This is a genomic window from Nocardia gipuzkoensis (assembly GCF_021183645.1).
GTDB lineage: Bacteria > Actinomycetota > Actinomycetes > Mycobacteriales > Mycobacteriaceae > Nocardia > Nocardia abscessus.
This window is the reverse complement of sequence record NZ_CP089225.1, coordinates 3,654,188-3,678,674: the sequence shown is the minus strand read 5'-3', so window position 1 is coordinate 3,678,674 and position 24,487 is coordinate 3,654,188. Positions and strand designations below refer to the sequence as shown.

Below are 24,487 nucleotides of genomic sequence, written 5' to 3'. Positions count from 1 at the left end.
ACGGTGCGTGAACTTCGAGTGATCGGGGTGACGCCCGACTCCACGCACATCGTGTGTATCGACACCGAGTCCGGTCAGAAGTTCCGGCTGCCCGCCGACGACAAACTGCGAGCCGCCGCGCGCGGAGACCTTGCCCGATTCGGCCAGATCGAGATCGAAATGGAAGCAACTATGCGTCCCCGCGATATCCAGGCCCGTATTCGTGCAGGGGCCTCCGTGGAACAGGTCACCGAGGAATCCGGAATGCCGGCCAGCCGCGTCGAGCGGTTCGCCTATCCGGTGCTGCTGGAGCGAGCGCGCGCCGCCGAACTCGCCCAGAAGGCCCACCCCGTCCGTCCCGACGGTCCCGCCGTGGACACCCTCATCGATGTGGTCACCGCCGCGTTCACCGCGCGCGGGCACAACATCGAGGGCGCCGAATGGGACGCTTGGAAGGATGAGAAGGGTTACTGGGTCGCCCAGTTACAGTGGCAGAACGGGCGATCGGAGATCGCCGCGCACTGGCGCTACCAGCCGGACGCGCACGGCGGCTCGGTCTCCCCGCTCGACGACCCGGCCTCCGATCTGATCGATCCGGATTTCGGACGCGCGCTGCGCGGGCTCGCGACGATCCTGCCGCCGGAACCCGAACCGGCCCCGCCGCAGCCGGAACCGGTGGCCGAACCGCGTCCCGCCCCGGCCGCGCCGCCCGCGCGCACCGCGAACCGACAGAGCCAGCCCACGCTGGACGAGTACTACGAACAGCGTGCCGTCGCCGGTGGTGGCAGCGCCGCGGCGATCCCGCCGGGCAACGGCGCCGCGGCTGCCAACGCGGCCCCCGCGGCGGCCGGTAACGCGGCCCCCGCCAACGGCGCCGCTGCGACACCGACTTCCGGCGCCGCGGCGGAGACCACCCCGGCTGCCCCTGCCGCGTCGGCGCCCGCCACCGGCGAGGAGCCGGCGAAGCCCGCGAAGGCTCCGGCGAAGCCCAGCCGCGCCAAGCGGGGCAAAGCCCCGATGCCGTCCTGGGAGGACGTGCTGCTCGGGGTGCGCAGCTCCGGTCACTGAGCGCTCCTCCGCCTCTCCGCGCCTTCAGACCGTACGAGTTGAGAGCGCGGGATTCACACACAGGTCCTGCGTCAGGTGCCACCTCAGCTTCGGGCGTTCCCGGCGAGTTACCCATGTGCTCGCGAAATCAGAAGTCGCGGTTGATGCTCGATCGCCCGTGCGAGGGCCGGTGGCGCGTCGCGTGTTCGCGGCGCGAAGCCGCACCGCGGATGGTGCGGTGCGAGTAAATTTTCGGTGTGGTCGACGACGCGCGTCGGCGCCGGACAGGTCACCTCAGCGGTGTGCCGGTCGGCACCATCGCGCGTTGCTCGAAGTTCGCGGAGTCCATTCGTGCAACTATCGGGAGGTGCCGGAATGCTATCCAAGGCTTGGTCGCTCTGGTACGTCGACACCCCCGACCCCGTGGCGGTGCTGCGCGCGAACCACGACCCGGATCCCCGAGCCGCACTGGCACTGGCGAGGCAACTGCACGAGGACCGCGATGTGCGGCCGATCATGGTCGGCACGCTGGCCGGTTGCGCTGGCCCGGAGAACGACGAGGTGTACATCGGTTGTTTTCCGGGCGTGACGGTGCTGTGCTCGCCCCAGGCCGCGCGGATCCACCCGACCGAGATCCCGGAGTTGCTGGTGCGCCCGCTGGCCTCCGAGCACACCTATCTGGTGTCGTTCGACATCGAGCACGGCTGGGGCGCGTTCGCTCATTGGGAGCGCGGCGAGTTCCGCCGAGCGTTCAGCTCGACCCGGGTGAACATCCTGGAGGACGAAGGACTTCCGCTGGTCTGGGAGCGTCCCTACTGGGCGGGCGAGCACCCGGTGCGGTGGCGCGCGGGCGAACTACCCGACCCGCACTCGCTGCCGTTCGATCCGCCCGGCTTCGCCGACGCCGCCAACGACGAATGGCTCGGCTTCCACTACCGCGGTCCGGTCGCTCCCGGCGCGATCGTGCCCGGTGACATCCCCGTCTGCGGCTTCGCGCTGCACCCGAAGGGCAAGCTGCCCGATCCGGCGATCCGCGGCCCCGCCGACGGCGGGGCGCATGCGACCTCGCGCAGGCGCGGCCTGTTCGGCTGGCTGCGCGGACCCGACCCGGTCCGCTAGGCGCGTCGCCGCGCGACGTAGCCGGTCGGCCTATGCCGCGAATCCGCCGAGCAGCAATGCGATCCAGCCGAGCAGCACGCCCGCCGCGCCTCCGCCGATCACCCACCGCGTCACCGGCGCGAAACGCCAGCGCCACGCGGTGGGCGCGGCGCCGCCGACCGCCACGAGATTCACCGCGACCGCGAGCAGCGGGTGCACCTCGGCCAGCGCGGCACCGAAGGAGTACACCGCGACCGCCGTCAGCAGCGCCACCATGATCGCCACGGTGAGGCCCGCGCCCCACGGCGTCGGGTCCTGATAGGACGGATACGGTCGATACGGTCCGGTCATGCGGTACGCACCCGCTCGTAGAACGCCATCGCGGCCGCGGTCGCGACGTTGAGCGAATCGGTGCCCGGCGTCATGGGAATGCGCGCGCGCACGTCGGTGGCCCGCATGGCGTCCTCGGTCAGTCCCGGCCCCTCGGCCCCGAGCAACAACGCCACCCGCTCCCCTGTCATCGCCGTGGCCAGATTCGCCGCCGCCGGGTTCGGAGTGAGCGCGATGATCTGGAATCCCTTGCGCCGCAGTATATCCAGTCCAGTCGGCCAATCCGGCACGGTCGCGAACGGGATCCGCAGCACATGTCCCATCGAGACCCGGACGGCGCGGCGGTACAGCGGATCGGCACAGCGGTCGCCGAACAGGATCGCGTCGGCGCCGAGCCCGGCCGCGTTGCGGAACATCGCGCCGAGATTCTCGTGGTCGTTGACGCCTTCGAGCACCGCGACGGTCCGCGCTTTCTCGATCACCTCGTCCACGCCGAGTTCCGCGGGGCGGCGCGCGACGGCCAGCACGCCGCGGTTCAGGTGGAACCCGACCACCTCGGCCATCACCTCGGCCGTCGCGCGGTAGTACGGCACATCCACGGCCACCAAGTCGTCGGCGAGTTCGCAGCGCCTGCGTTCCACGCCGAGCAGTGCGGTCGGCGCGAAGCGCGAATCGAGCATCCGCTGGACCACCACGACGCCCTCGGCGATCACCAGTCCCTTGCGCCCGGGCAGATCGGGCCTGCGGTCGGCCGACTTGAGATCGCGGAAGTCGTCGACCCGGGGGTCGGCGGGGTCATCGATATCGATCACTTCGGCCACCGCTCCATCCTGCCGGGCGGCCGCGCCCGGTTCCGAATCGGTGTTCGCCCGGTGGTCGCCGAGCGCGGGAAAATGCGGTGCGGGCAGGGACGCGAACGTGGGATGGTCGAGGCATGACCCTTCCGGGAATCACGATTCGGTCGGCCACCGAGGACGACGGGCCCGCGATCATGACGCTGGTGGAGACCTCGTTCGGCACCCGCTACGACCCGGCCGAGCTGCATCGGATACCGCTGCTGTTCCCCCCGGAGAACTCGATCGTCGCGGTCGAGGGCGGACAGGTCGTCGGTCACCTGCAGGCCACCACCATGACGGTGACGGTGGCCGGCGAGCGGACCGTGCCGGTATGCGGCATCGCGGGCGTCGGCGTGGCGCCGACCCATCGGCGGCGCGGCATTCTGCGCGCCATGTACACCGAGCAGCACCGGCGCATCGAGGCGGCCGGGTTGCCCCTGACCATGTTCACCGCCAGCGAGGGCGGCATCTACGGCCGGTTCGGCTACGGACCCGCGACACGGGAGAACGCCGTCGGCATCGAACGCCGACTCGCCGAGTTCCTGCCGACCGCTCCGGACCCCGGCGGTGTGACGCTCCGGACGCCGAGCGAACTGCGCGCGGCCGCGGAACGGATCTACGACCGCTGGCGCAGGCTGGTGCCCGGCGCGCAGGTGCGTCCGGCGGCGGCATGGGACATCGTGTTCGACGACCCGGAACGCTTCCGGGAAGGCGGCACCACCCTGTTCGGTCTCCTGCACGCCGACGGTTACGCGCTGTATCGGTTCCACTCCGACGACAGGGCGAGAACGGTCGAAGTCGTCGAGATGCGGACGGTCACCGCCGAAGCGCACGCGGCACTGTGGCGGGCCCTGCTCGGGCTGGACCTGGTCCAGCGGGTGGACGGCGTGCTCACCGACCACGACCCGCTGCCCTATCTGCTGACCGATCCCCGGCTGGTGCGCACGACCGCCCGCTACGACGGACTGTGGCTTCGCCTGATGGACGTTCCCGCCGCGCTGACGGCACGCGCGTACGCGGGCGAGCTCGATGTGACCCTCGAGGTGACCGACCCCTTCCGGAACGCCGGCGGCAGGTTCGCTCTGCGGGTGCGCGACGGTCAGGCGGAATGCGCGCCCACCGATCGCGCGGCCGATGTCGAACTGGGCATCGACGTGCTCGGCAGCATGTATCTCGGCGCGTATCCCGGCCGGGTGTTCGCCGCGGCGAACCGTGTGCGGGCCAAGGATTCCGCGCAGGTGCGTGCGCTCGACGACGCCTTCCGCACGGAGCGGGACGCGATGCTCGGCTGGTTCTTCTGACGACACGCGCCGCGCCCCGCCGGGAAGGAAGAAATGTCCGAATCGGCGCGCGGCTGGCATGCTGGTCTCATGAAGCCGATTCAGTTGGTTCTCAATATCCTGTGGCTCGTCCTCGCCGGGTTCTGGCTGGCGCTCGGATACATCGCGGCGGGGATCATCTGCTTCATCCTGATCATCACGATCCCCTTCGGCATCGCGTCCTTCCGGATCGCCGCCTACGTGCTGTGGCCGTTCGGCCGGACCACGGTGGAGAAGCCGGGCGCGGGCGCGGGCTCGCTGATCGGCAACATCATCTGGTTCATCGTCGCGGGCTGGTGGCTCGCGCTGGGCCACCTGATCACCAGCATCCCGCTGTTCGTCTCGATCATCGGCATCCCGTTCGGCTGGGCGAACCTGAAGTTCATCCCCATCTCACTGTTCCCGCTGGGACGGGAGATCGTGGACAGCGACCAGCCGTTCGGCACGCGCTAGCCGTCGGCACATCCGGCCGGATCGGCCGCCCTTGCGCAGGTCACGCTGTGCGCTGGCCGCATGGCGCTGTCGCGATTCTTCTGTGATCTACGTCACAGACTGTTAACGAAATCACACCCCTGTGCGAATGTTAGCTAGAAGGTAACTGACGTTTTCCAGTGCCCATCGCGCCCCGAGCGGGTGCCGAGCCGACCGCACAGGAGGGCTCCACATGACCGACCGCACTGCCCCGGACACCGCGCCACTCGCGCCGATCGCGGCGGTTTTGGGCCTGCTGCTGATCGTCGGCGCGGCCATCCAACTCCCCCGCCTGCCCCGCTGGGCCGCCGACTACGGGGTCCTGGTCTATCCGGCCTTCGCCCTCTGCCTGACGATCGCGGGCGGCCTACTGTGGTGGGGCGCCGCAATCCTCGTCCGACTCCTCCGGACGAACCGCTGACCCTGCCGCCGTCGACGGCATCGGCATCGAATGCCGTTGCGGCCGAACGTGCTACTCGGACTCCGCGACGATCTGCTTCATGATCGCCACGGCCCGGGTGAGCACGATGAGTTGCTCTTCGGTGAGCGTGGACAGCTGCTCGGTCATCCACGCCTCCCGCGCGCTGGCCTCGTCGGCGATGAGCGCGCGCCCCGCCGGGGACAGCGAGACGATGATCTGACGGCCGTCGGTCGGATGCGGATTGCGCTCCACCAGATCGAGATCGGTGAGCGAGGCGATGACGCGAGTCATGGACGGGGGCTGGACGCGTTCTTTCGCCGCGAGCGCACCCGGCGTCATCGCACCCTCCCGCGCGAGGGTGGCGAGCGCGGAGAGTTGGGTCAGCGAGATCTGCGAGTCGGCCCGACGGCCGCGCAGGTGTCGCGTCAGTCGAACGACCGCCAGCGAGAGCTCACCAGCGAGGGCTCTGACATCCGATGGCGTTGTCACAGTGGCAAACGATACGGGACCGCGGGCGGCCGGTCGCGGGTTCCCGCGCTGCGCCGACCACCGCGCTTCCGCTCGGCCGACGGACTTCGACTCACCGGGACGATTAGGCTGAGCTGCGTGACGCAGAATGTCCCGCAACTCCCGCCGCGCCTGACCGATCCGCGCCCTGTGCTCGCGGTCGGCAGCGCGCTGTGGCTGGTCGCCACCGTGGTGGTGTGGGCGGGCGGGGACCGATGGGCGTCGGCCCGCCCGGTCTGCCTCATGGGGCTGGTGGTCGGCCTGATCGCCCTGGTGATCTATCTGGTCCAGCGCCGCGGCGCGCGGCGCGGGGACAAGGGCGCGCAGACCGGTTTGTAACCCGCCCGGGGTTACGGGCGGCCCACCTCGAATTCGTCGGTGGCGCCGGTGAACGGGTGGAGTGCGCCACTGGGATCGAGACGGGTCGCGTAGTGCTGGAGGCGATAGCGTCCCGGCTCGGCGTCGCGCGGGATGTCCCACGTGAAGCGGGCCACCGACGCGGCGGACCCGTGTTTGCTCCAGTGGTATCGCACCGCCCACTCGCCCTCATTGGCCACCCGCACCCATTCGCCGGAAGCGTTCCGGCGCTGCACTTCCAGGAACGTCCCGTTGCGGCGGTTGTCGTGTTTCGGATGCGCCGAGACGAATTCGGCCACTACGCGACCGCCCGGCCCATAGGCCGGGTTCGGCTGCACGAGCACGTCGCCGAAGCCGCGGCCCGGCACGGCCGCGTCCGGACCGGCGCCCGGCTGGAAGTTCGGCTGCAGCTGGGACACATCGCGCGGCGCCGGGCCGCGCGACACCCGGCCACCGGCGGCGAAAGCCGCGGCCAGCCGCGTGAACTCCTGCTGATAGGCGCACAGGGTGTAGCGGCCGAACAGCGTCGAAGCGCCCTCGTACTGCTGGGAGTCATACTCCTCGGGCGTGGTGACGTATTCGTGGTAGGCGTTCGCGTAGCCCTGCATGAGCACCTGCTCCAAGGGGACGTTCAGCGCCGCCGCGACCGCCCGGCGGATCCGCAAGCCTGCCGTGATGGTGAATTCCCCACCCGCGGCGGCCAGATAGAGTTCGCCGATCCGAACGAGCTGAATCGGCAGCACATTCGGCACCCACGCCACCGGGGGCAGCATGCCCAGCGGCACCGCGATCGCTTTCGGCGCCTGCGCGTCCGCCAGCCAGGCCGGGGCCGGCTGGGCCGGGTCACCGAGCGCCTGGAGAAACGGATTGCGCACACCTTCCGGGATGGGGCCGCCCGGCAAGCCCGGACCGTCCTCGACACTGCCCGCGATCAGCGAGACACCCGCCGCGGCCGGTGCGGTGCGCCGCGGCAGGCCGTCCGGCGTGAAGCGACCCTCCACGGCGATGTCGGCCAGGTCGATGTAGCAGAGCAGCCCGTCCACCGAACCGGAGATCGAGCGCGCCTGGGCCGCCGCGTCTTTCGACGCCGCGTACTGCCGCTCGCCCAGGATCCGGGTGTTGTCGAACTCGTCCTCGGTGGGTCCGGAGGCCGGACGCAGATTCAGGTTCGGGGACATGTCACCGGCGTTGGTCTGCGCGAAGGCGGCCACGAAGGCGGGCTTGCCGTCCAGGTAGCGCACGCCGTGCTCGATGTGCTCGCCGGAAAAGGAGGCGTAGCCCTTGTTGTCCGAGCTGATCAGACGGTTCGCGTTGGTCATCGAGGTGTTGTGCGTGGCGAACCAGGTGATGGTTCCCACCGACCGGCCACCCTTGCGCAGGACGAGCGTGGTCACCGCGGGATCGATGGCCTCCGGGAAATGTTGCCTGTCCGCGAGCGGATTACGTTCCCAGGCCACGCGCGAGCGGTTCACGCTCGCGTTGTGCAGCTCGGTGCGGCCGACCGCGAGCGAGCCGGGGCCGAGATCGGCGTGCGCAGCGGTGATCGCCTCGACGATGCCGTTCACCTCGGCGTCGTAGACCTGCTGCTGAAAACCGAGGATGGACAGGTTGTAGGCGTAGTCGTGGCTGGAGCCACCGCAGGTCGCGTGCGAATGTGTGGAGGTGAGCAGGACGTTCTGCTCGGTGTACAGATCGCCGAACCGCCGGGCCAGTTCGGTCAGCACGCCACGGTGCACGGACTGGAAGATCATCCCGTTCTCGGCGACCACGAAGACGATTCGCCGCCCCGCGCTGCCGATGACGAACGCCCGCGCCCGCGGGCGCAGGTGGATGCCCGCGGTCTGCTGCTCGAGCTGGGAGTAGCCCATCATGCCGCATTCCGCGGCCGGGCCGGTGATGTCGGAAAGCCCGACGCCGATCTCGTAGCCGCCCGAATCCGGGGCGGCGGCGGCCGGAACGCCGAGCACGCCACTCATCCCGGGCACCGTCGCGGCCGCGAGCGTGGCCGAACCGATCGCGGTCCGGGCCAGAACAGTTCTGCGCGACACCGACATACCCGTCTCCCTTCCGTCCCGATGCAGCGAACCACACAACTGGTCACTCGTCCAGTCCAATTTTTTTCGGCCCGCGAATTGACTGCGCGGTCCGTGAGCGCTTAACTCCCTTGGGTGTCCTCCCGATTGAGCGTCGAAGAACGACGGGCCCACCTTATCGAGGCCGCGATCGGCCTTGCCGAGAAAAAGGGTGTCGCGGGCGTGACCACGCGTGATGTCGCTCAGGCGGCCGGCGTCTCGCTCGGTGTGGTGCATTACTGTTTCGAAAACAAGGACGCGCTGATGACCGAGCTGGTCAAAGCGTTGGCGATGGAATTGCGCGATTCCGTCGACGCAAACGAAACGGTATGGCAAGACGTCGGAAGTGGAAAAGAAGCCCTTCAAAAATTGATCCGGGCCGGACTCGAACTCATGTGGCTCAACATTGAAGCCACTCCGGAACGGCAGCTGCTCACTTACGAAACGACCACTTACGCACTGCGGGAAGGCGAACAAACCCCGGCGAAACTGGCGATCGCGCGCGAACAGTACAACTTCAACGACTCCACCGTCGCCGACATCCTGGAGCACGCGCGCGACGCGACCGGCACCAACTGGTCGGTTCCGGTGCAGACGCTGAGCCGCTTCACGCTCAACGTCATCGACGGTGTGGTGCTGCGCTGGCTGGTGGACAACGACAGCGAGAGTGTGCGCGGGCAGCTGGATCTGTTGAGCGAGATGATCACCGGATACGCCGCGCACTAGCCTCGGGATCAGCTACGCGGTTGCGGCGCGCGAACGTGCACGGCCGCGCCGGTCCGCCACCAGGGCACCGCCACCGTCGCCTCGATCGCACCGCTCAGCCGCACCGTCAGCTCTTGGTGCACGATCAGCTCGCCCGCTTGCGCGGGCAAGCCGAATACCTGGCGCAGCACGACGCCCAGTGGCTCCGCCGCCCAGGTCGTGCGGCGGCCGGCCTCCACCACCTCGGCGGTGACGGCCTCGGACACCAGCGGCAGATCGAGCAGAGCCGCCAGGGCCGAGGCGGTTTCGGTATCGCCCGCCACCACGCGGTCCGGTGGCACCGCCAGACCGAACCACGGTTGATCGAGGACGAACGCGTCGCCCGGATCGACCACGGCGCCGGAGAGCGCGCGCACACGATCGGGTGGTCGCAGCTCTTCGAGATCGAGCAGACCAGCGGCGACGGCGGCGGCCAAGCGCGCGTGCGTCCGCGAGACGACCTCCGGCGCGGGCGTTCTCGATGGATCGGCGAGCGCGTCCAGCAGCGCGGCGGCCAGCTCGTCGGTGATCGTCCCCGGGTCGGCGAGAACCGCGCGATAGGCGTCCGGGTCCACGTCGGCGACGGTGAAAGCCGGTAGCAGCCCGTCGAACTCGGTATCGGCGGGGTGACGGAACAGGCCCAGCGCGGTGCTGTCGATCCGCGCGTACGCGCGCAGCCACCACGCGGTGTAGCCGTCGGCGTCGGTGAGCAGACGGCGGGTGCGCGACGTCGCGGCCAGCTGCCGCAGCACTTCCGGCCAGGCGCGGTCGTCGACCAAGTCCAGGTCGCGAACGGCGATCAGCTCCGGCGGATCGTCCGGCAACGTGGACCACCACTGTTCCTCGTCGGCCAGATCATGATCGGGGCCGGTCGGATCGGCCTCGACGATCACACCGAAATCCCAGCCGACGCCGACCGCGCGCAGCGCGTCCGCACCGTAGCGTTCGAGCAGCTGGGGGTCGAGCGTGCCGAACGGCGCGTCCGGCACGAGCAGTTCGCGCAGCGGCGCGCCGGGCAGCAGCAGTTCGTCGGCGGAGCGCGGCTCGCCATCGACGTCGGGCAATTCGAGCAGCCCGAGCCAGGAGGGCAGCGACTGCGGGTCGGCGTGCGCGGCGAGACGCAGGACGGCGTCGGCGGTGTCGGGATCGCCCGGGTGATCCTCCAAGTCGGCCCGCAACCCGGGGTCGTTCAGGAGATCCTCGGCGGTGGCCGACCGCGCGCCGAGCCGAGCCAGCAGCGGGTGCGCGGCTTCGGGGTGCGCCAGCCTGGCCCAGTGCACGGGGATCGCGACCTCGAGCTGATCGTCCAGCACCACGGTGCGCGGCCCGGTGACCAGTCGGCCGTCCGCCAGCGGAACCGCCAGCGCGCCCAGCTCTTCGGCCGCGAGCGGATCCACCACGAACGGTTCCAGCGCGGCGTAGAACTCCCGCCACCAACTCGGCGGCCGCTCCAGGCCCCCCGACAATTCCGCGAGCCGGGCCAACCCCAGCCGGTGCACGTCCAGCACGCCCATGGCCTCGGCCTGAGCCCGCCCGGAGAGGTCCGGGATCACCAAGGGTCCGACCACGTCGTCGAGCAGTGCAGCCAACTCCGCGGTCAGACCGGTGAGAACGTATGCGCGGGTGGGGACGGCAACGTCCTCGAGCGGTGGCCGTACGGCGGTGAACGGCGATTCGGCGGAGGGGGAACCGGCGCCGGGCTCGGCGTACAGCTCGCCGACGGGGATGGATGAAGCGCTGGATACATCGGCCGGTTCGGCGGCCCGGACATGGCCTGGCTCAGCGCTGGGCGCGGATACGTGGGGCTCGGCGTCCTCCGGGCTACCGATCGGGGCGGACGCTGCGACACCGATCACACCGAAATTGACTGCAATACTTGATGATTCGTCAGGCCAAACCTGTTCGCCGGAATCTTCCTGCGGAGCGCGCCGGGGGGTGGCTACCACCGGCAGCCAAGGATGCGATCGCAGCTCGTGCAGCAGGGCTTCGCGCAGCAGACCGTCGGCCTCGCTGCGAGCGAAACCAGGCGCGGGAACCAGCACCAGACGGTCGCGTGGCGCAAGGGCACGGGCGAAATCGGCGTAGCCCGCAGCCAATTCGGCGAGCCGGGCGCCGGGCAACAGCCTGCGACGATCCGGCTGCATGGGGATGTCTGCGATGAGCAGCGCGGGCAGCGACAGTTCCTCGTCGGAACGGGTGGGCGCTCGCAGCACGTCCGGAGCGGCGGCCACCGGCTTGCCGTCGCGCACCGGCAGCAGCCAGCGTGCGCGCGGTGTGCGGTACTGCCACCAGGTGCGCTGTTCGCTGCCCGGCCCGTCGACATAGACCTCGTGCATGCCGCCGCCCATGTCTTCCGCACTGCCGACGAATTCGTCCGCTCCGACGCGGATGCGGTGCAGAGCGGGCAGTTCCAACAGCAAGTCGACGGCTTCGGCGCGCATCGCAGCCAGGAGCGCGTCGGCGTCGACGTCCGCGCGCAGGCACAGCACCACCTCGGTGTCGAGACCGTCCGCCGGTCGCGCCCGAGTCGGCCAGGCCAACCGCAGCACCGGCGGGGCGAACTCGCCGGTTTCGACAGCGGGAATCCGGATCTGGTTGCGACTCAGGTCTTCCCGGGTCAGGTCGCGGGAGAACCGCAGGGATCCGGAGGCGGACCGCAGCTCGATGTCGTCGCTCACCGCGAGCACCGCGGTGAATCCGACGCCGAACCGGCCGACGGCGCCGTCGTCGGATTTGGCCGACGCACGCAGGGCGGTGAGCGCGTGCACGCCGGAGACGTCCAGTGGCGCACCGGTATTGCCGATGGACAGGTCACGGCCGTCGAGCCGGACGACGAGTTCACCGGGCACGCCCGCCTTACGCGCGGCGTCGGCGGCGTTCTGCGCCAGCTCGGTCAGCAACCGGTCGCGGTAGCCCGCGCGCACCAAGTCGTGCTCGGTCGCGGCGTCCTCCCGCAACCGCGTCGGCGAATCACGCCATGCGGCGAGCACTCCCGCCCGCAACGCCGCCGTGCCGAACGGATCGGCGGCCTCGGTCAGCTCCGCGGCGATGACTGGAACTCCGGCCGTGCCTCGGACCCCGGCTCGTCACCGACCGTGGAACCGGCTGGCGCACCTGCGATCTCGGTTCCGGCCTGCACCGGCGAATCGGTAGCGCTGGTCTCCGGCGCGCCGGGCGCGTCGGCGGACGAAGCTTCCGCCTCGGACACACTCGACCCGGTGCCGGACGACTGGACGGGATCCGAATCGGCCGAGGGCTGCTCCACGTCGGTTACCGGATCCGACTGCGGGCTCACCGAACCCGGCTCACGGTCATCGGTCACCGGGAGAGCTGCGTCGTCCACGCTCGTACCGGACAGGCCCGATGCGGGGGTGCGCGGCTCGCTGGGCTGGGTCTCCGACGAGCCCGATCCCACCGCGGACTCGGTCGGGGCGGTCACCTGCTCGGCCGGACTCGACTCGGTACCGACCGCACTATCCGAGGAGCTGCCGGTGCTTCGCGTATCGACCGACGCTGCGACCACAGCGGCCGATCCACTCTCATCGGTCGCCGCGGGCGTGTCCGCCGCGTCGCCCGTGCGGAGCGCCGGGCTGGCGGCGTCGTCCGCCGTGCCGCGCGGCTCGCCCTGAGCGGCTACGGAACTCGCGTCGGCGGCAGCAGACGTGGTGTCGTGCACCGTCGGCGGCTCAGCGACATCGCCCGCGCTCGGCACCTCCCGCCCGGCGGACGGAACGCCAGATCCGGCGGCCACGGCGGCGGAATCGATTTCACCGACCCCGGCGGCATCGGGCTCGGTCACCTCAGGACCCGCAGTCGCCGTCCGGTCGGCGGACTGGCCGATGCCGGTCCCACTCGGAGCCCCGGCGGTGGTGTTCTCTTCCGGGACAGCCGCGTTCTCCGAGGCCGCCCCGCCGGCCGCAAGGCCCTCCGCACCGCCGGCGTGCTCGGCACCGGCAAGGTCCTCGATTGCAGCATCGTCTTGGGCAGGAACCACACTCTCGGCAGCCGCAGCGTCCTCGACCACCGCAGCGCCCTCAGCGACCGCAAGGTCCGCCGCGACCGCCGCGACCGCCGCGACCGCCGCGACCGCGCGGTCCTCGGCGGTTCCCGTCGCGTCCTCCGCCTGCTCGACCGCCGCGTCCGCGCGGACCTCGGCGGTTCCCGTCGCGTCCTCCGCCTGCTCAACCGCCGCGGGCGCACTGCTCGCCTCGGGCGCACGGTGCCGACCACCACCCGTGGGCGTATCCGCCTCGGCGGCGCGCGCGCGTCCCTTTTCGAGCGGGATCACCTCGATGGCCGCGTCGTCGTATGCCTCGTAGAGCGGGGAGCCGCCGCCGGTGGGGGCTTCGGTGTCGGAGTGCGCACCGCAGCCGTAAGCGACGTGGACGACGCGCCCATCGGCGCCCATGGCGTTGCCGCAGACGCCGAACGCGGCGCGCAGCGCTCCGGCCAGTGGCAGATAGAAGCCACAACTGCCGCAAGTGGCGGGCGCGGCCTTGGCCATCTCGGCGTCGGGGCCGTATTCGGCGTACCAGCGTTCGGCGGCCTCCGCGCGGCCTTCCCTGCTCATCACCTTGGTGCGCCCGAAGCCGATCTCATAGGCGACTTCGTCGACCGCAGGATCGCCGGTCGCGATGTAGCCCGGCACCAGGCGCGGGTCGTCGGCGGGTGGGGCGAGCAGGTCGCCGGGCGCGAGGTCCCCGGGGCGAACTCGCTGCTCCCAGGGTACGAACTCGGGTGCGACCAAGGCCTCGGGCCCGGGCAGCAACGCGGACTCGCTGACCGTCGCGTAATCGGCCTCGGGCGGGGCGGCCACCACGACCGCCCACTGCCACCCGCGATAGCCGGGCAGCGTGGCCTCGAATCGATGGGTCGCCGCGCTCTCGTCCTCGGCGATCACGCCGAGGTGCGCGCCGACACCCAACGGTTCCAACTCCAGGAGCGCACGGCGGGCCAAATCGACGGCATCGGCCAGAATCGGCCGCACGCCGGACTCCGAAACAGAAACTGCGCTCACGGCCTACATTTTGCCGTATGGAACGCAATCGGCGTTCGTTGGCCGTCGGTGTGCTGGTCGGTCTGCTCGTTACGAGCGGATGCGGCGGCGCCGAGGACACGACACCCAGGATGAACATCGAGGTGGTCGGCACCCGACCACACGACCCGAAGGCGTTCACCCAGGGGCTGGAAGTCGACGGCGAGGTTCTCTACGAGGGCACCGGACTGCCGGGCGCGTCGAGCGTGCGCGCGTCCCGGCTGACGACCGGCGAGGAACTGGCCAGGACCGAATTGCCCGCCCCCTACTTCGGCGAGGGCATCACCCTCGCCGGCGCCACGCTCTGGCAGCTGACCTGGCACGACGGCGTCGCCATCGCGCGGGACCCGGCCACCTTGGCCGAACGCGGCCGGGCGAGCTACGACGGCGAAGGCTGGGGCCTGTGCGCCCGGGACGGGCGACTGATCATGAGCGACGGCACCGACCGGCTCACCTTCCGTGATCCGGTCACCTTCGCCCCGACCGGCTCGGTCGAGCTGACCAGCCACAACGGCGCGCGCCTCAACGAACTCGAGTGCGCGGCGGACGGGTCGGTCTACGCCAACGACTGGCCCACCGACACGATCCTGCGCATCGACCCCGGTTCCGGCGCCGTGCTGGCGTCCGCCGACGCCGCCGGTCTGCTCCCGGCGACCGCGCGGGCCGGGGCCGACGCCCTCAACGGCATCGCCCAACTGCCCGGCACCGACCGGTTCCTGATCACGGGCAAGAATTGGCCGACCATGTTCGAGGTCCGCTTCGTGCCCGCCTGAGCAGGTCCGACGATCCGCGACGATGGTCACTTTCCGCGGCCGCCACGGAGCGTGCGTGAACGCCCAGCACGGGAGTACGCCAGAATTGAGGGCGTGACTACTCCCCGCGAACCTTCCGGTCCCGACCGTGATCGGTGGGAAGGCGAGGAGTCCCCGCCGTTCGATCGGCATCCCGGCTTCGACCGATACCCGCCCCCCAACCCGCCGCGACGCCGAGGGCCGCTGCCACCGCTGGGACGCGGACGCGCCCCCGAGCCCTACGACCAGCCGGGATCTGCACCGCGACGCGAAGCCCCACGGCCTCCGGCGACCAAACCTTTCCCGCTCGGACCGGACACCGAGCAACCGAGTGCCTCCGGCCACGCGGCTCGGCACGCCTTCCCGCACCGCCCGCAACCGCCTCGTCGCAGCGAACCACCAGCCGGCGACTACCCCGATACCGCCGTCCAGGATGCGGTGCAACCACCCGAAAGCGCGGCCGCCTCCGGCGCGCGGCGGATGCCGCGCAAACTCACGGTTACCCGTGTGGCCGCCCTGCGCGGCAGGCAGCTCACCGAGAAGGGCATCGCGACCTTCCAGCGCGCGGCCAAGGCCGACGGCGCCGACAAGTCGGGCCTGACGGCGCTCACCTACGCGACCATGGCGAATTTCGCCCTCGACGCCGCCATCGCGGTGGCGCTGGCCAACACCTTGTTCTTCGCCAGCGCCACCGCGGAGAGCAAGACGAATGTGGCGCTGTACCTGCTGATCACGATCGCGCCGTTCGCGGTGATCGCCCCGCTGATCGGTCCGATGCTCGATCGCCTGCAGCGCGGTCGCCGCCTCGCGCTGGCGACGTCGTTCGCGGTGCGCGCGGTGGTCGCGGTGGTGCTGATCCTCGAGTTCGACACCTGGGCGCTGTATCCGCTCGCGCTGTGCATGATGATCGGCAGCAAATCGTTCTCCGTGCTCAAGAGCGCGGTGACACCCCGGGTACTGCCGCCGGACATCGATCTGGTCCGCACCAACTCCCGTCTCACGGTGTTCGGTTTGGTCGGCGGCACCATCGGTGCGGGAGGGCTGGCCGGGCTGGCCGCGGCGATCGCGGGCTCAAACGGCGCGCTGGTTTTCGCGACGCTGATCGCCTGTGCGGGGGCCTACCTGAGCCTGCGCATCCCCTCCTGGGTCGAAGTGACCGAGGGCGAAGTGCCCGCGACGCTGAGTTATCACGGCCCCGACGCGCATACCGAGGTGCTGTCCTCCGGCAAGGAGTCGTCGGTACCGCCGCGCAAACGCAGGCAGCCGCTCGGCCGCGCCGTGGTGACCGGGCTCTGGGGCAACAGCGCCATCCGCGTACTGACCGGATTCCTCACCTTCTACGTCGCGTTCGTCGCCAAGGCGACCGAGCACCGGCCGGTGCAACAGGCCCTCATGCTCGGCGCGGTGGGCGCGGCCGCGGCCGTCGGCAACTTCGCGGGCAACGCGACCGGCGCCCGGCTCCAGCTCGGCAGGCCCGCACTGATCGTGCTGGGCTGCACGGCGGCCTGCGCGCTGGTGGCGCTGTTCGCCACGTTCGCGAACAATCTGCTCGGCGCGGCGGCCGCCGCCCTGGTCGCGGCCGCGACGAGCGCGCTGGCCAAGGTGTCGCTGGACGCCTCGATCCAGGACGACCTGCCGCCGGAGTCGATCGCCTCCGGCTTCGGTCGCTCGGAGACCGTGCTCCAGCTGAGCTGGGTCGTCGGCGGCGCGGCGGGCGTGCTGCTGCCGACCGACTACTGGAAGGGCTTCGCGGTGGTCACCGCGATACTCGTGCTCGGCTTGGTGCAGACTTTCCTCAGCTTCCGCGGTCACTCGTTGCTGCCCGGCCTCGGCGGCAACCGCCCGCAGCACGCGGAACAAGAGGTGCCGGCACTCCGGCCGCATGGCTACCCCGGAAGCGCACCCGGCGCGCAGGATCCGGCGGCGCGCCGCGGCGGCGACACCAAACGCATCCAACGAGGGCAAGGAGACCCGATCTGGTGAGCAAGCTCAACGCACGCACGATCGTCGCGCTGGTCGCGGCCGGATTGCTCGTGCTCACCGTCGCCTTCGCGGGCGTTCTGGCGGTGCTGGTCCGCAACGCCGACGAACCCGACGTCACCCTCACCGCCTACGCGCACGGCAAGACGGTCACTGTGCGGCCGTTCAGCTACTGCGCGGTGACCATGCGGGACTGCCGCGTGCTGCCCGAGGACGACGTGGCGGGCACGGTCTTCGAGACGTTGCACTGCGCCCCGGACGCGCCGGACTGCCGCCGCGGTCGCACCGTCGAATTGGAAGTTCCCGCCGGTTACCCCCTGCAACTGTCGCTGCCGAAGCAGGTCGCCGACGCGCCCTGGCTCGCCCAGCTCGTCTACCTGCTGCCCAACGGCGAGAAGGTCGACCAGGTGATCAGCCGCAACGACTACCCCGACCGCGCCTTGGCGCTCACCATCGATTCGAAGCCCGAACCCGATCTGCGTCTCATCGGCGTCGAATTCCAGTTGCCGATCCTCGCCCGCGACGAAACGGGCCGGGAGTTCTACGTGCCGCACGCGACCTGGTCGATCAGCACGGCGTAGGCGGCATCGAGCGGCGAGCCGCCGCTTCCGGGCGGGCCGCCTTTCCCCGCGCCTGGACGATCAAGCCGGGGTGAGAGCAGCCCGCACCAAACGGCCGACGGCGTCGATACGCTCCGAGCTACCGCTCCCGCCGACCTGCACCACGGTGATGATCACCGCGGTGAAGATGGCCTCGAGCGCGATCGCGGTGTCCCGCGGATCGAGGTCTTCGGCGATGTCCCCGGACTGCTGACCGGCGCGCAACGCCGCTTCGAGCACTTGCCGGATGCGCTGCGGTACAACACCGTCGACCAGTCGAACGAGCAGCCCCGGCTCCTGTCCGGCGAGCACTCGATGCACCAGCGGGTAGGCGTCGAGCCTGGTCACGAACCGGCTGACGACCTGCTGCCAGTACACGGCGTCCATCGGACCCGACTGGGGCAGCGCCGCGTCGGACAGGCGCGCGGCGTCGCGGTCGAACGCGGCGACGAACAGCGCCTCTTTGTCGGCGAAGTGGAAGTACACCGCCGATGGCGCCACACCCACCTCGCGAGCCACCGCCGCCACCGAGGTGTTGCGGAAACCCTGGTCGGCGAACCGGCGTGTGGCGACGTCGAGGATGGCCTGCCGCGTCTGCTCACCGCGTGCCGTAGCGGACGTCGTCTCGGTTCCTGACACCAGTGCACAGTATCGCGACGACTCCACCAGCGAAAAAGTCTTACTGAATGATTTCGTCAATTCATCAGTTACAGTGGGGTGGTCGTTCCACCCAGCAGGAAGGTCCGTCCCGTGTCTGACTCCGATCAGTTCCTCGCGTGCGCCCGCCCACCGGCGCCGAACCGACGTCAGGTTCTCGCGATGATGGCCGCCGCCGTGCCCGCCCTCAGCGGCGCGCTCGCCGCCGAGGCCGTCGCGGCGCCGGCGGCGCGGCCGAACATCTTGGTGATCATGACCGACCAGGAGCGCGCGGATGTCGTCCTGCCCGCGGGCTTCGCACTGCCCGCCCGCGACCGGGTGGCGGCCGCCGGCGTCCGGTTCGCCATGCATCATTCGCCGACGGCGCCGTGCTCGCCCGCGCGATCGGCGTTCTTCACCGGATCACACGCACCGGTCACCGGCATGACCGACAACGTCCGCGGCAACGACCTCATGGGCTCGGTCCTCGGACCGCTGCACGCCTGGAGCGCGAATCTCGACACCACGATCCCCACCATCGGGACGGTGCTGAAGAACGCCGGCTATCGGACGGCCTACATCGGAAAATGGCACCTTTCCGAGCCGGTCGGCACCGAGAGCGCGGCGCTGTCGGCATACGGATTCGACGAGGCCTACGACATCCTGTCCGGCGGCGGGCCCAACGAGGGCGCCCACGAAGACCCCGGCGTCGTCGAGAACGCCGTCGGCTGGCTGCGACGGCACGGCGGCGACGGCCGGCCATGGCTGTGCGTGGTCAGCATGGTGAACCCGCACGACATGATGTACTGCCCGCGCTTCTACCGCCTGGCGGACGTGCCCGATCACGGCGCCGACGTGCCGCCGAACTTCGAGTCCGACCTGTCGACCAAGCCGCGGATACAAACGGTGTGGCGCACCATGAACGAGGCAGTCGGCGGTCTGATGCCGCACGACGTCGACTCGCCGCTCGGGCGTACCCAATGGCGGCAGTGGGGCAACTGGTATCTGGAGTTGCTGCGCCGCACCGACGAATTGATGACCGAGGTCCTCGACGCGTTGGACCACAGTGGCGCTGCGGGCAACACCGTCGTGGTCCGGGTCGCCGACCACGGCGAACTCGGCGGCGCGCACGGACTGCGGCAGAAGGGCGCGATGATCTACCGCGAGAACAACCGGGTGCCGTTGGTCATCGCCGACCCCCGCAACCCCGCCACGCACGGAACCAGTACCGCCGCACTGACTTCACACATAGACCTGGTGCCGACCCTGGCCTCCCTCGCTGGAATCGATGCCACGACAGCCCCACTCGTCGGCAAAGACCTCACGCCTTTGCTGACCGACCCGGCGGGCTCCCTCCGCGACGCACTGCTGCTCACCTCCGACGCCAAATCCAGCGGCGGTCAAGCAGCCGGCGTCAAATACTGCCTGCGGGGCGCGGTGACACCCCGCTACAGCTTCGCCCGCTACTCGACGCCGCACGAAATCGAGGGGATCCGCAAGGAATTCGACTACGAGCTCTACGACCGGCAGGAAGATCCCCACGAGATGCACAACCTCGCCCACAACGGCGGCGCGCCCGAACTGGTCGAGGAGATGAACGATCTCGTCGACGGACTCGTGGCCCGAGAACTGCGCGGCATCTGACCCTCAGCGCCCGCGGAGGTCGCCGCCGGCGCGAGGACTATCGGTCCAGTTCGCGCGCCACCGCGCGGACGACCTCCGAGATGCGTTGCGCCGTCTTGCGATCGGGATACTTGCCCTTGCGCAGATCCGGCTGCACCTTCGCCTCGAGCAGGGTGATCATGTCCTCGACCATGCCGTGCAGCTCGTCAGGCGTGTGCTTGCGCGCGACAGGTTCCTTGCGCGCGTTGCGTTCCTGGCCCTGCCGGACCGACGGCGGCGCCTCCAGCAGCTTGAGGCTCAGCGCCTGGGGGCCGCGACGGCCTGCGGCCATGCCGAATTCGACGCGCTGGCCGGGCTTGAGGCCTTCGACACCTTCGGGCAGCGCGGACGAGCGGACATAGACGTCCTCACCCTCGTCCTGGGAAAGGAAGCCGAAGCCCTTTTCGACGTCGTACCACTTCACCCTGCCGGTCGGCACTGCGCTCACCCGTTCGTCATCGAAACTCGGACCCCTACGGCCCGAGCACATCTGTCCACCGGGCCGGTCACGGGACCGGCCCTTTTCTGTGCGAAAAGAACGCGCCCAGCAGGATTGCAGGACGCGATTGCCACCGAGTCTACCCCGGTGCCAATAACGCAAGCACATCAGTTTTACCGTCGAACCGTGACGAACCCTTCCGCTCCGAACCCTTCCGGCGGCGCCCCGCGGCGACGCGGCGATTGGTTGCTGCAGCTCGCGCTCTGCCTGTTCGCGCTGGGATTGCTGGCCATCGTCGTCATCTTCGCGATCCCCATACTCACCGACGGCGAGCCCGGACTGTGGCTCTACTTCGGGGCGATGCTCGCGCCGCTGGGGTTCGTGCTCGCCCTGGTGTTCACGCTGCGCTCGGGCCGCAGATCCCGCTGAACCGGAGCGCGGGTCCGCGATCGCCGCGAACTGGTTACCCGACGCGTTCGTTACCCACTCGGATGTGTGATCCTCATCACATTACGGGGAGGTCACGGAGCGGTGACGGCGGCCGAGGTGAGCAGCCGTGACCGCTCTAGCTGCGCGAAGACTTATTGCTCAGCTGATATCGCGTCGAGACCCAGTGGTACACGCCGGTTACCAAATAGTGATTTTTCCCGCGGTTCGTCGTACCGTCTTATCCAGCCGGGACACCCCGGCGACCACCGGCCCGCCGCACCGAGCCTCGCCCCGCGGGTACCGGAACCCCAACGGAAACGTAGGGGCGAGGGCGGAACGGACGACCTCTCAGTCCGAACCAGAACCGAAGATGTCGCAGGTGCGTCGAGAGGAAGACGAACCCGAAATGAGTGGACGCCATCGCAAGCCAAGCTCGACCGGCCGCACGGTAGCCAAGGTTGCCGTCACCGGCGCCATCATCGGCACCGCCGGTGTGGCATTCGCAGGCAACGCCAGCGCGGCACCCGACTCCGACTGGGATCGACTCGCTCAGTGCGAGGCCGGCGGCAACTGGGGCATCAACACCGGCAACGGTTTCCAGGGCGGGCTGCAGTTCTCGCCCAGCACCTGGCGCGCCCACGGCGGTCAGGAGTACGCCTCCTCCGCCAACCAGGCCAGCCGCGAACAGCAGATCGCGGTCGCCGAGAAGGTGCTCGCCTCGCAGGGCTGGGGCGCATGGCCCTCCTGCTCGTCCAAGCTGGGCCTGAGCAGCGCGCCCACCCCGCGCTCCGCGCCCGCCACCGACGAGACACCGCGCTGGAACCCCGCGCCGCAGGCCGCCCAGGCCGCGCCGGCGGACACGCAGCAGATCTTCTCCGCCGTGGATCGCGCCCTCGAGGTCGTGCAGAGCCAGGGCGTGCAGGTGCCGAAGGAAGCTCTCGACTTCTTCAACGCCGCCAAGTCCAGCGGAGTCACCCTCGACCCCGCGGTCGTCAACTTCTACGAGGCGAACAAGGGCCTGCTGCCCTCCTGATCGCCACCCAGCTTCAAGAAGGGCCCCGCATCAACGTGGATGCGGGGCCCTTCTTCGTAGCCGAGAACGTTCCGGTCGCGCGCTCAGCGGTTGATCACCGTGTTCGGGTGCATGTAGGGCAACTGCTCGGCGGGAACCGGAAACTCGGTGTCCTCGCCGTAGGGCGAGAGACCACCGGAGCGGGCCGAGGAAAGCTCGGTGACCGCATGGTCGCCGTCTTCCACCTTCGGCCAGCCGTTGTCGACATAGGATTTCTTCGATTTGTTCACCACGGCCCCATGCTAGCGGTGCTGCCCCTCCGAGTATTCAGGCCGTACCAGTCGGGTGACACAGGATGTGCGTTCAGGTGTTGCGTGACGGGATCCGATCGACCGGGCCCGGCGTCGTAGGGTGGACGGGATGACCGTGACCGACTCCCTCGCCGGATGGCTCGGTGCCCGCAGTGATGCCCAGCTCGTGACGCTGCTGCAGCTTCGGCCCGACCTGGCCGTGCCGCTGCCCTCCTCGATGGCCGTGCTCGCCGCCCGCACCGAACAGCGGGCGTCGGTGCTGCGCGCCACAGAGGACTTGACCACTCTGGAATTCGCCCTCCTGGAAACCCTTGCGGTGCACGGGGTGACCCGCCCCGGCAGTGCTCCGCTCAACCGTGCCGAACTGCATGTGCAACTGAGCGAACGGGTGCAGGCCGCCGCGATCGACGACGCGCTGGAGCGGCTGACGGCTCGGGCGCTGGTCTGGCTCGACGCCGAGCAGGGATTGCACCTGATTCCGGCGGCCGCCGAGGCGTTGCCGTGGCCGATCGGCACCGCGACCGAGCTTCCCGACGCCCTCACCGAAGCCGAGGTGGTCGCGGCGCTCACCGAACTCGAGCCCGCCGAACGGGCCCTGCTGGACAAGCTCGCGGCGACGGGCCCGCGCGGTCGCACCAGGGACGCCGCACCGGGCACCGCGTCCGATCGACCGATTCAGCGGCTGCTGACCCGCAGGCTGCTGCACTGGATCGATGACGAGACCGTCGAGCTTCCGGTCACCGTCGGCCAGGTGCTGCGCCGGGAACCGGTCACCCACCCGCATGCGCTGACCCCGCCGCAACCGGAGGCCGCCAAATACCCGCCCGCCGAGGTGAACGCGGTCGCGGCGGGCGAGGTCGGCGAGTTGCTGCGGCACTGTGCCGCCGTACTCGAGGTGCTCGGTCAGGCGCCGGCTCCCGCCCTGCGCGCGGGTGGCCTCGGCGTGCGGGAGCTGCGCCGCATCGCCAAGCAGGCGGGGGTCGACGAGCCGCGAGCCGGTTTGCTGGTCGAACTGCTGGCGGCCGCGAAATTGATCGAGAAGGGTTTGCCGGACCCACCGCCGGACTTCGACTCGACCGACGATTTCTGGGCGCCCACACCGCTGGTGGACGCCTGGCTGGAGTCTCCGCCCGCCCGGCGCTGGGCCGCGCTCGGGCAGACCTGGCTGGAAATGGATCGCACGCCGTGGATGATCGGCATGCGCGATGCCAACGACAAGCCGCTGGCCGCGCTGTCGCTGGAACTGCGCACCCCGAACGCGCCGCGCGATCGCCATGCCGTCCTGGGCCTGCTCGCGGAGTATCCGTCCGGTACGGCGCCGGCCCCGGCGGACATCGGCCGGCTGCTGGCCTGGCGGCAGCCGCGCAGGCGCAGGAACTTCCGTCCGGAGGTGGTCGAGCAGACCCTCGCCGAAGCGGCGGCGCTGGGCTTCGTCGGCCGTGGCGCGCTCGGCTCGGCGGCGCGGGCGCTGCTGCACGCGGCGCCGACCAGCGTGGCCGACGCCGAGGCGGAGATGGAGTCGGCGCTGCCGGAGCCGGTGGATCACGTGCTGGTGCAAGCGGACCTGACGGTGATCGCGCCCGGTCCGCTGACCACCGACCTGCAGCACCGCGTCGCCCTGGCCGCCGACGTCGAGTCCGCCGGCGCGGCGACGGTGTATCGGATCGGCGAGTCGTCGGTGCGGCGCGCCCTGGACGCGGGGTTGACGGCGGCCGAACTGCACGCCCTGTTCGCCAAGCATTCCAGGACGCCGGTCCCCCAGGCGCTGACCTATCTGATAGATGACGTGGCCCGGCGGCACGGCCAGTTGCGCGCGGGCATGGCGCAATCGTTCATCCGCAGCGACGATCCGGCGCTGCTGGCGCAGGTGCTCGCCGCACCGGTGGCCGGCACGCTGGCGCTGCGGTCCATCGCCCCGACCGTCGCCATCGCTCAGGCGCCGCTGGGCGAACTGCTGGAGCAATTGCGCGCGGCCGGTTTCGCGCCCGCGGGCGAGGATTCGGCAGGCGCGATCGTAAATCTGCGTCCGCGTGGCGCGCGGATCTCCGTCCGGCCCGCCGCACGGCAGCCGTATCGCCCGACACCGCCCAGCACCGAACAACTCGAGTTGCTCGTCACCGAGCTACGCGCGAGCGAACGTGCGGCCAGCGCCCGCTCGGGTCAGTCGGTGCGCCTGGACGGGACGAGGACCAACACCGCCGCGACCCTCGCCCTGCTCCAGCTCGCGGCGCGGGTGCGGCGATCGGTGAACATCGGCTACGTCGACGCCCAAGGGGTCGCCACGCAGCGCGTGGTGGAACCGTTGAAGGTGGGCAACGGGCAGCTCGACGCGCTGGACCCGGTCACCGGCGCGGTCCGGCACTTCACGCTGCACCGGATCGCGTCGGTCGCCCTGCTGGAATGACCTGCTGG

The 24,487-nt window shown here is 70.3% G+C and carries 23 protein-coding genes; 14 read left to right on the top strand and 9 right to left on the bottom strand.

All coding sequences use genetic code 11. The features are described from left to right. The first annotated feature begins 3 nt into the window (after window positions 1-3). Both sepH and LTT66_RS16555 read left to right on the top strand, forming a co-directional pair. The gene (gene sepH, locus LTT66_RS16560; protein ID WP_233068506.1) at window positions 4-1,047 is read left to right on the top strand and encodes a septation protein SepH; all 1,044 of its coding nucleotides are present in this window, start codon (window positions 4-6) and stop codon (window positions 1,045-1,047) included. A 354-nt stretch (window positions 1,048-1,401) separates the two neighbouring features. Beyond that, a complete protein-coding gene (locus tag LTT66_RS16555; RefSeq protein WP_181722820.1) occupies window positions 1,402-2,145 on the top strand; it encodes a DUF6928 family protein in 744 nt (247 codons plus the stop codon). A gap of 30 nt (window positions 2,146-2,175) precedes the next feature. Here the strand turns inward: LTT66_RS16555 and LTT66_RS16550 are convergent, their stop codons facing one another. Next, window positions 2,176-2,475, bottom strand: coding sequence for a DUF2537 domain-containing protein (locus LTT66_RS16550; protein WP_181722819.1), 300 nt, complete (start codon window positions 2,473-2,475; stop codon window positions 2,176-2,178). Further along, window positions 2,472-3,275 carry a TrmH family RNA methyltransferase gene (locus tag LTT66_RS16545; protein ID WP_233068504.1) on the bottom strand — a complete coding sequence of 268 codons (804 nt, stop codon included), beginning with the start codon at window positions 3,273-3,275 and terminating at the stop codon, window positions 2,472-2,474. Before LTT66_RS16545 ends, LTT66_RS16550 begins: the two co-directional genes overlap by 4 nt. A gap of 113 nt (window positions 3,276-3,388) precedes the next feature. On the opposite strand from LTT66_RS16545, the gene LTT66_RS16540 reads away from it, so the two are divergent. The 3 genes from LTT66_RS16540 to LTT66_RS16530 all read left to right on the top strand — a co-directional run bounded on the left by LTT66_RS16540 (window position 3,389) and on the right by LTT66_RS16530 (window position 5,501). After that, window positions 3,389-4,591: a GNAT family N-acetyltransferase gene (locus LTT66_RS16540; RefSeq protein ID WP_233068502.1), complete on the top strand. Its 1,203-nt coding sequence runs from the start codon at window positions 3,389-3,391 to the stop codon at window positions 4,589-4,591. A gap of 69 nt (window positions 4,592-4,660) precedes the next feature. Beyond that, a complete protein-coding gene (locus tag LTT66_RS16535) occupies window positions 4,661-5,062 on the top strand; it encodes a YccF domain-containing protein (RefSeq protein ID WP_043686801.1) in 402 nt (133 codons plus the stop codon). 211 nt (window positions 5,063-5,273) lie between these two features. Next, the gene (locus LTT66_RS16530; protein WP_233068500.1) at window positions 5,274-5,501 is read left to right on the top strand and encodes a hypothetical protein; all 228 of its coding nucleotides are present in this window, start codon (window positions 5,274-5,276) and stop codon (window positions 5,499-5,501) included. 51 nt (window positions 5,502-5,552) lie between these two features. Here LTT66_RS16530 and LTT66_RS16525 read toward each other — a convergent pair whose 3' ends face one another. Further along, complete coding sequence (locus LTT66_RS16525) at window positions 5,553-5,990, bottom strand: MarR family winged helix-turn-helix transcriptional regulator (protein ID WP_195066740.1); 438 nt, start codon at window positions 5,988-5,990, stop codon at window positions 5,553-5,555. Between the two features lie 117 nt (window positions 5,991-6,107). Between LTT66_RS16525 and LTT66_RS16520 the strand changes: the two genes are divergently transcribed. Next, window positions 6,108-6,347, top strand: a complete 240-nt coding sequence (locus LTT66_RS16520) for a DUF2530 domain-containing protein (protein WP_233068495.1) — start codon at window positions 6,108-6,110, stop codon at window positions 6,345-6,347. A gap of 11 nt (window positions 6,348-6,358) precedes the next feature. Here LTT66_RS16520 and LTT66_RS16515 read toward each other — a convergent pair whose 3' ends face one another. Further along, window positions 6,359-8,419 (bottom strand): neutral/alkaline ceramidase, encoded by a 2,061-nt coding sequence (locus tag LTT66_RS16515; RefSeq protein WP_233068494.1) that lies wholly within the window; start codon window positions 8,417-8,419, stop codon window positions 6,359-6,361. 126 nt (window positions 8,420-8,545) lie between these two features. On the opposite strand from LTT66_RS16515, the gene LTT66_RS16510 reads away from it, so the two are divergent. Beyond that, window positions 8,546-9,163: a TetR/AcrR family transcriptional regulator gene (locus LTT66_RS16510; protein WP_233068493.1), complete on the top strand. Its 618-nt coding sequence runs from the start codon at window positions 8,546-8,548 to the stop codon at window positions 9,161-9,163. Window positions 9,164-9,171: 8 nt separating this feature from the next. Here LTT66_RS16510 and LTT66_RS16505 read toward each other — a convergent pair whose 3' ends face one another. Both LTT66_RS16505 and LTT66_RS16500 read right to left on the bottom strand, forming a co-directional pair. Continuing rightward, window positions 9,172-12,183: a sacsin N-terminal ATP-binding-like domain-containing protein gene (locus LTT66_RS16505; RefSeq protein WP_233068492.1), complete on the bottom strand. Its 3,012-nt coding sequence runs from the start codon at window positions 12,181-12,183 to the stop codon at window positions 9,172-9,174. A gap of 32 nt (window positions 12,184-12,215) precedes the next feature. Beyond that, the gene (locus LTT66_RS16500; RefSeq protein ID WP_233068490.1) at window positions 12,216-14,198 is read right to left on the bottom strand and encodes a DUF3027 domain-containing protein; all 1,983 of its coding nucleotides are present in this window, start codon (window positions 14,196-14,198) and stop codon (window positions 12,216-12,218) included. Window positions 14,199-14,215: 17 nt separating this feature from the next. Between LTT66_RS16500 and LTT66_RS16495 the strand changes: the two genes are divergently transcribed. The 3 genes from LTT66_RS16495 to LTT66_RS16485 all read left to right on the top strand — a co-directional run bounded on the left by LTT66_RS16495 (window position 14,216) and on the right by LTT66_RS16485 (window position 17,568). Continuing rightward, the gene (locus LTT66_RS16495) at window positions 14,216-14,989 is read left to right on the top strand and encodes a glutaminyl-peptide cyclotransferase (RefSeq protein WP_233068488.1); all 774 of its coding nucleotides are present in this window, start codon (window positions 14,216-14,218) and stop codon (window positions 14,987-14,989) included. Window positions 14,990-15,082: 93 nt separating this feature from the next. Beyond that, window positions 15,083-16,990 (top strand): MFS transporter, encoded by a 1,908-nt coding sequence (locus tag LTT66_RS16490; RefSeq protein ID WP_233068485.1) that lies wholly within the window; start codon window positions 15,083-15,085, stop codon window positions 16,988-16,990. Then, window positions 16,987-17,568 carry a DUF2771 domain-containing protein gene (locus LTT66_RS16485; protein WP_233068484.1) on the top strand — a complete coding sequence of 194 codons (582 nt, stop codon included), beginning with the start codon at window positions 16,987-16,989 and terminating at the stop codon, window positions 17,566-17,568. The genes LTT66_RS16490 and LTT66_RS16485 overlap by 4 nt, the downstream gene beginning before the upstream one ends. 60 nt (window positions 17,569-17,628) lie before the next feature. Here the strand turns inward: LTT66_RS16485 and LTT66_RS16480 are convergent, their stop codons facing one another. Then, entirely contained in the window at window positions 17,629-18,225 is a 597-nt protein-coding gene (locus tag LTT66_RS16480) for a TetR/AcrR family transcriptional regulator (protein ID WP_233068483.1), read from the bottom strand. Window positions 18,226-18,336: 111 nt separating this feature from the next. Between LTT66_RS16480 and LTT66_RS16475 the strand changes: the two genes are divergently transcribed. After that, window positions 18,337-19,866, top strand: a complete 1,530-nt coding sequence (locus LTT66_RS16475; RefSeq protein WP_233068481.1) for a sulfatase-like hydrolase/transferase — start codon at window positions 18,337-18,339, stop codon at window positions 19,864-19,866. 37 nt (window positions 19,867-19,903) lie between these two features. On the opposite strand, the gene LTT66_RS16470 is transcribed toward LTT66_RS16475, so the two are convergent. Beyond that, complete coding sequence (locus LTT66_RS16470; RefSeq protein ID WP_174377662.1) at window positions 19,904-20,323, bottom strand: cold-shock protein; 420 nt, start codon at window positions 20,321-20,323, stop codon at window positions 19,904-19,906. 186 nt (window positions 20,324-20,509) lie between these two features. Between LTT66_RS16470 and LTT66_RS16465 the strand changes: the two genes are divergently transcribed. Further along, complete coding sequence (locus tag LTT66_RS16465; RefSeq protein WP_233068479.1) at window positions 20,510-20,752, top strand: hypothetical protein; 243 nt, start codon at window positions 20,510-20,512, stop codon at window positions 20,750-20,752. A gap of 406 nt (window positions 20,753-21,158) precedes the next feature. Then, window positions 21,159-21,785, top strand: coding sequence for a resuscitation-promoting factor Rpf1 domain-containing protein (locus LTT66_RS16460; RefSeq protein WP_181722808.1), 627 nt, complete (start codon window positions 21,159-21,161; stop codon window positions 21,783-21,785). A gap of 83 nt (window positions 21,786-21,868) precedes the next feature. On the opposite strand, the gene LTT66_RS16455 is transcribed toward LTT66_RS16460, so the two are convergent. Then, complete coding sequence (locus LTT66_RS16455) at window positions 21,869-22,057, bottom strand: hypothetical protein (protein WP_043686720.1); 189 nt, start codon at window positions 22,055-22,057, stop codon at window positions 21,869-21,871. 127 nt (window positions 22,058-22,184) lie between these two features. Here LTT66_RS16455 and LTT66_RS16450 point away from each other — a divergent pair, with 127 nt between their 5' ends. Then, window positions 22,185-24,479: a helicase-associated domain-containing protein gene (locus tag LTT66_RS16450; protein WP_233068477.1), complete on the top strand. Its 2,295-nt coding sequence runs from the start codon at window positions 22,185-22,187 to the stop codon at window positions 24,477-24,479. Window positions 24,480-24,487: the final 8 nt, after the last annotated feature.

What these genes read in the sequence shown, in the direction of transcription:
- LTT66_RS16555 (WP_181722820.1), top strand. Translation starts at nt 1,402, where the DNA reads ATGCTATCCAAGGCTTGGTCGCTCTGGTACGTCGACACCCCCGACCCC.
- LTT66_RS16550 (WP_181722819.1), bottom strand. Translation starts at nt 2,475, where the DNA reads ATGACCGGACCGTATCGACCGTATCCGTCCTATCAGGACCCGACGCCG.
- LTT66_RS16540 (WP_233068502.1), top strand. Translation starts at nt 3,389, where the DNA reads ATGACCCTTCCGGGAATCACGATTCGGTCGGCCACCGAGGACGACGGG.
- LTT66_RS16535 (WP_043686801.1), top strand. Translation starts at nt 4,661, where the DNA reads ATGAAGCCGATTCAGTTGGTTCTCAATATCCTGTGGCTCGTCCTCGCC.
- LTT66_RS16530 (WP_233068500.1), top strand. Translation starts at nt 5,274, where the DNA reads ATGACCGACCGCACTGCCCCGGACACCGCGCCACTCGCGCCGATCGCG.
- LTT66_RS16515 (WP_233068494.1), bottom strand. Translation starts at nt 8,419, where the DNA reads ATGTCGGTGTCGCGCAGAACTGTTCTGGCCCGGACCGCGATCGGTTCG.
- LTT66_RS16495 (WP_233068488.1), top strand. Translation starts at nt 14,216, where the DNA reads ATGGAACGCAATCGGCGTTCGTTGGCCGTCGGTGTGCTGGTCGGTCTG.
- LTT66_RS16460 (WP_181722808.1), top strand. Translation starts at nt 21,159, where the DNA reads ATGAGTGGACGCCATCGCAAGCCAAGCTCGACCGGCCGCACGGTAGCC.
- LTT66_RS16450 (WP_233068477.1), top strand. Translation starts at nt 22,185, where the DNA reads ATGACCGTGACCGACTCCCTCGCCGGATGGCTCGGTGCCCGCAGTGAT.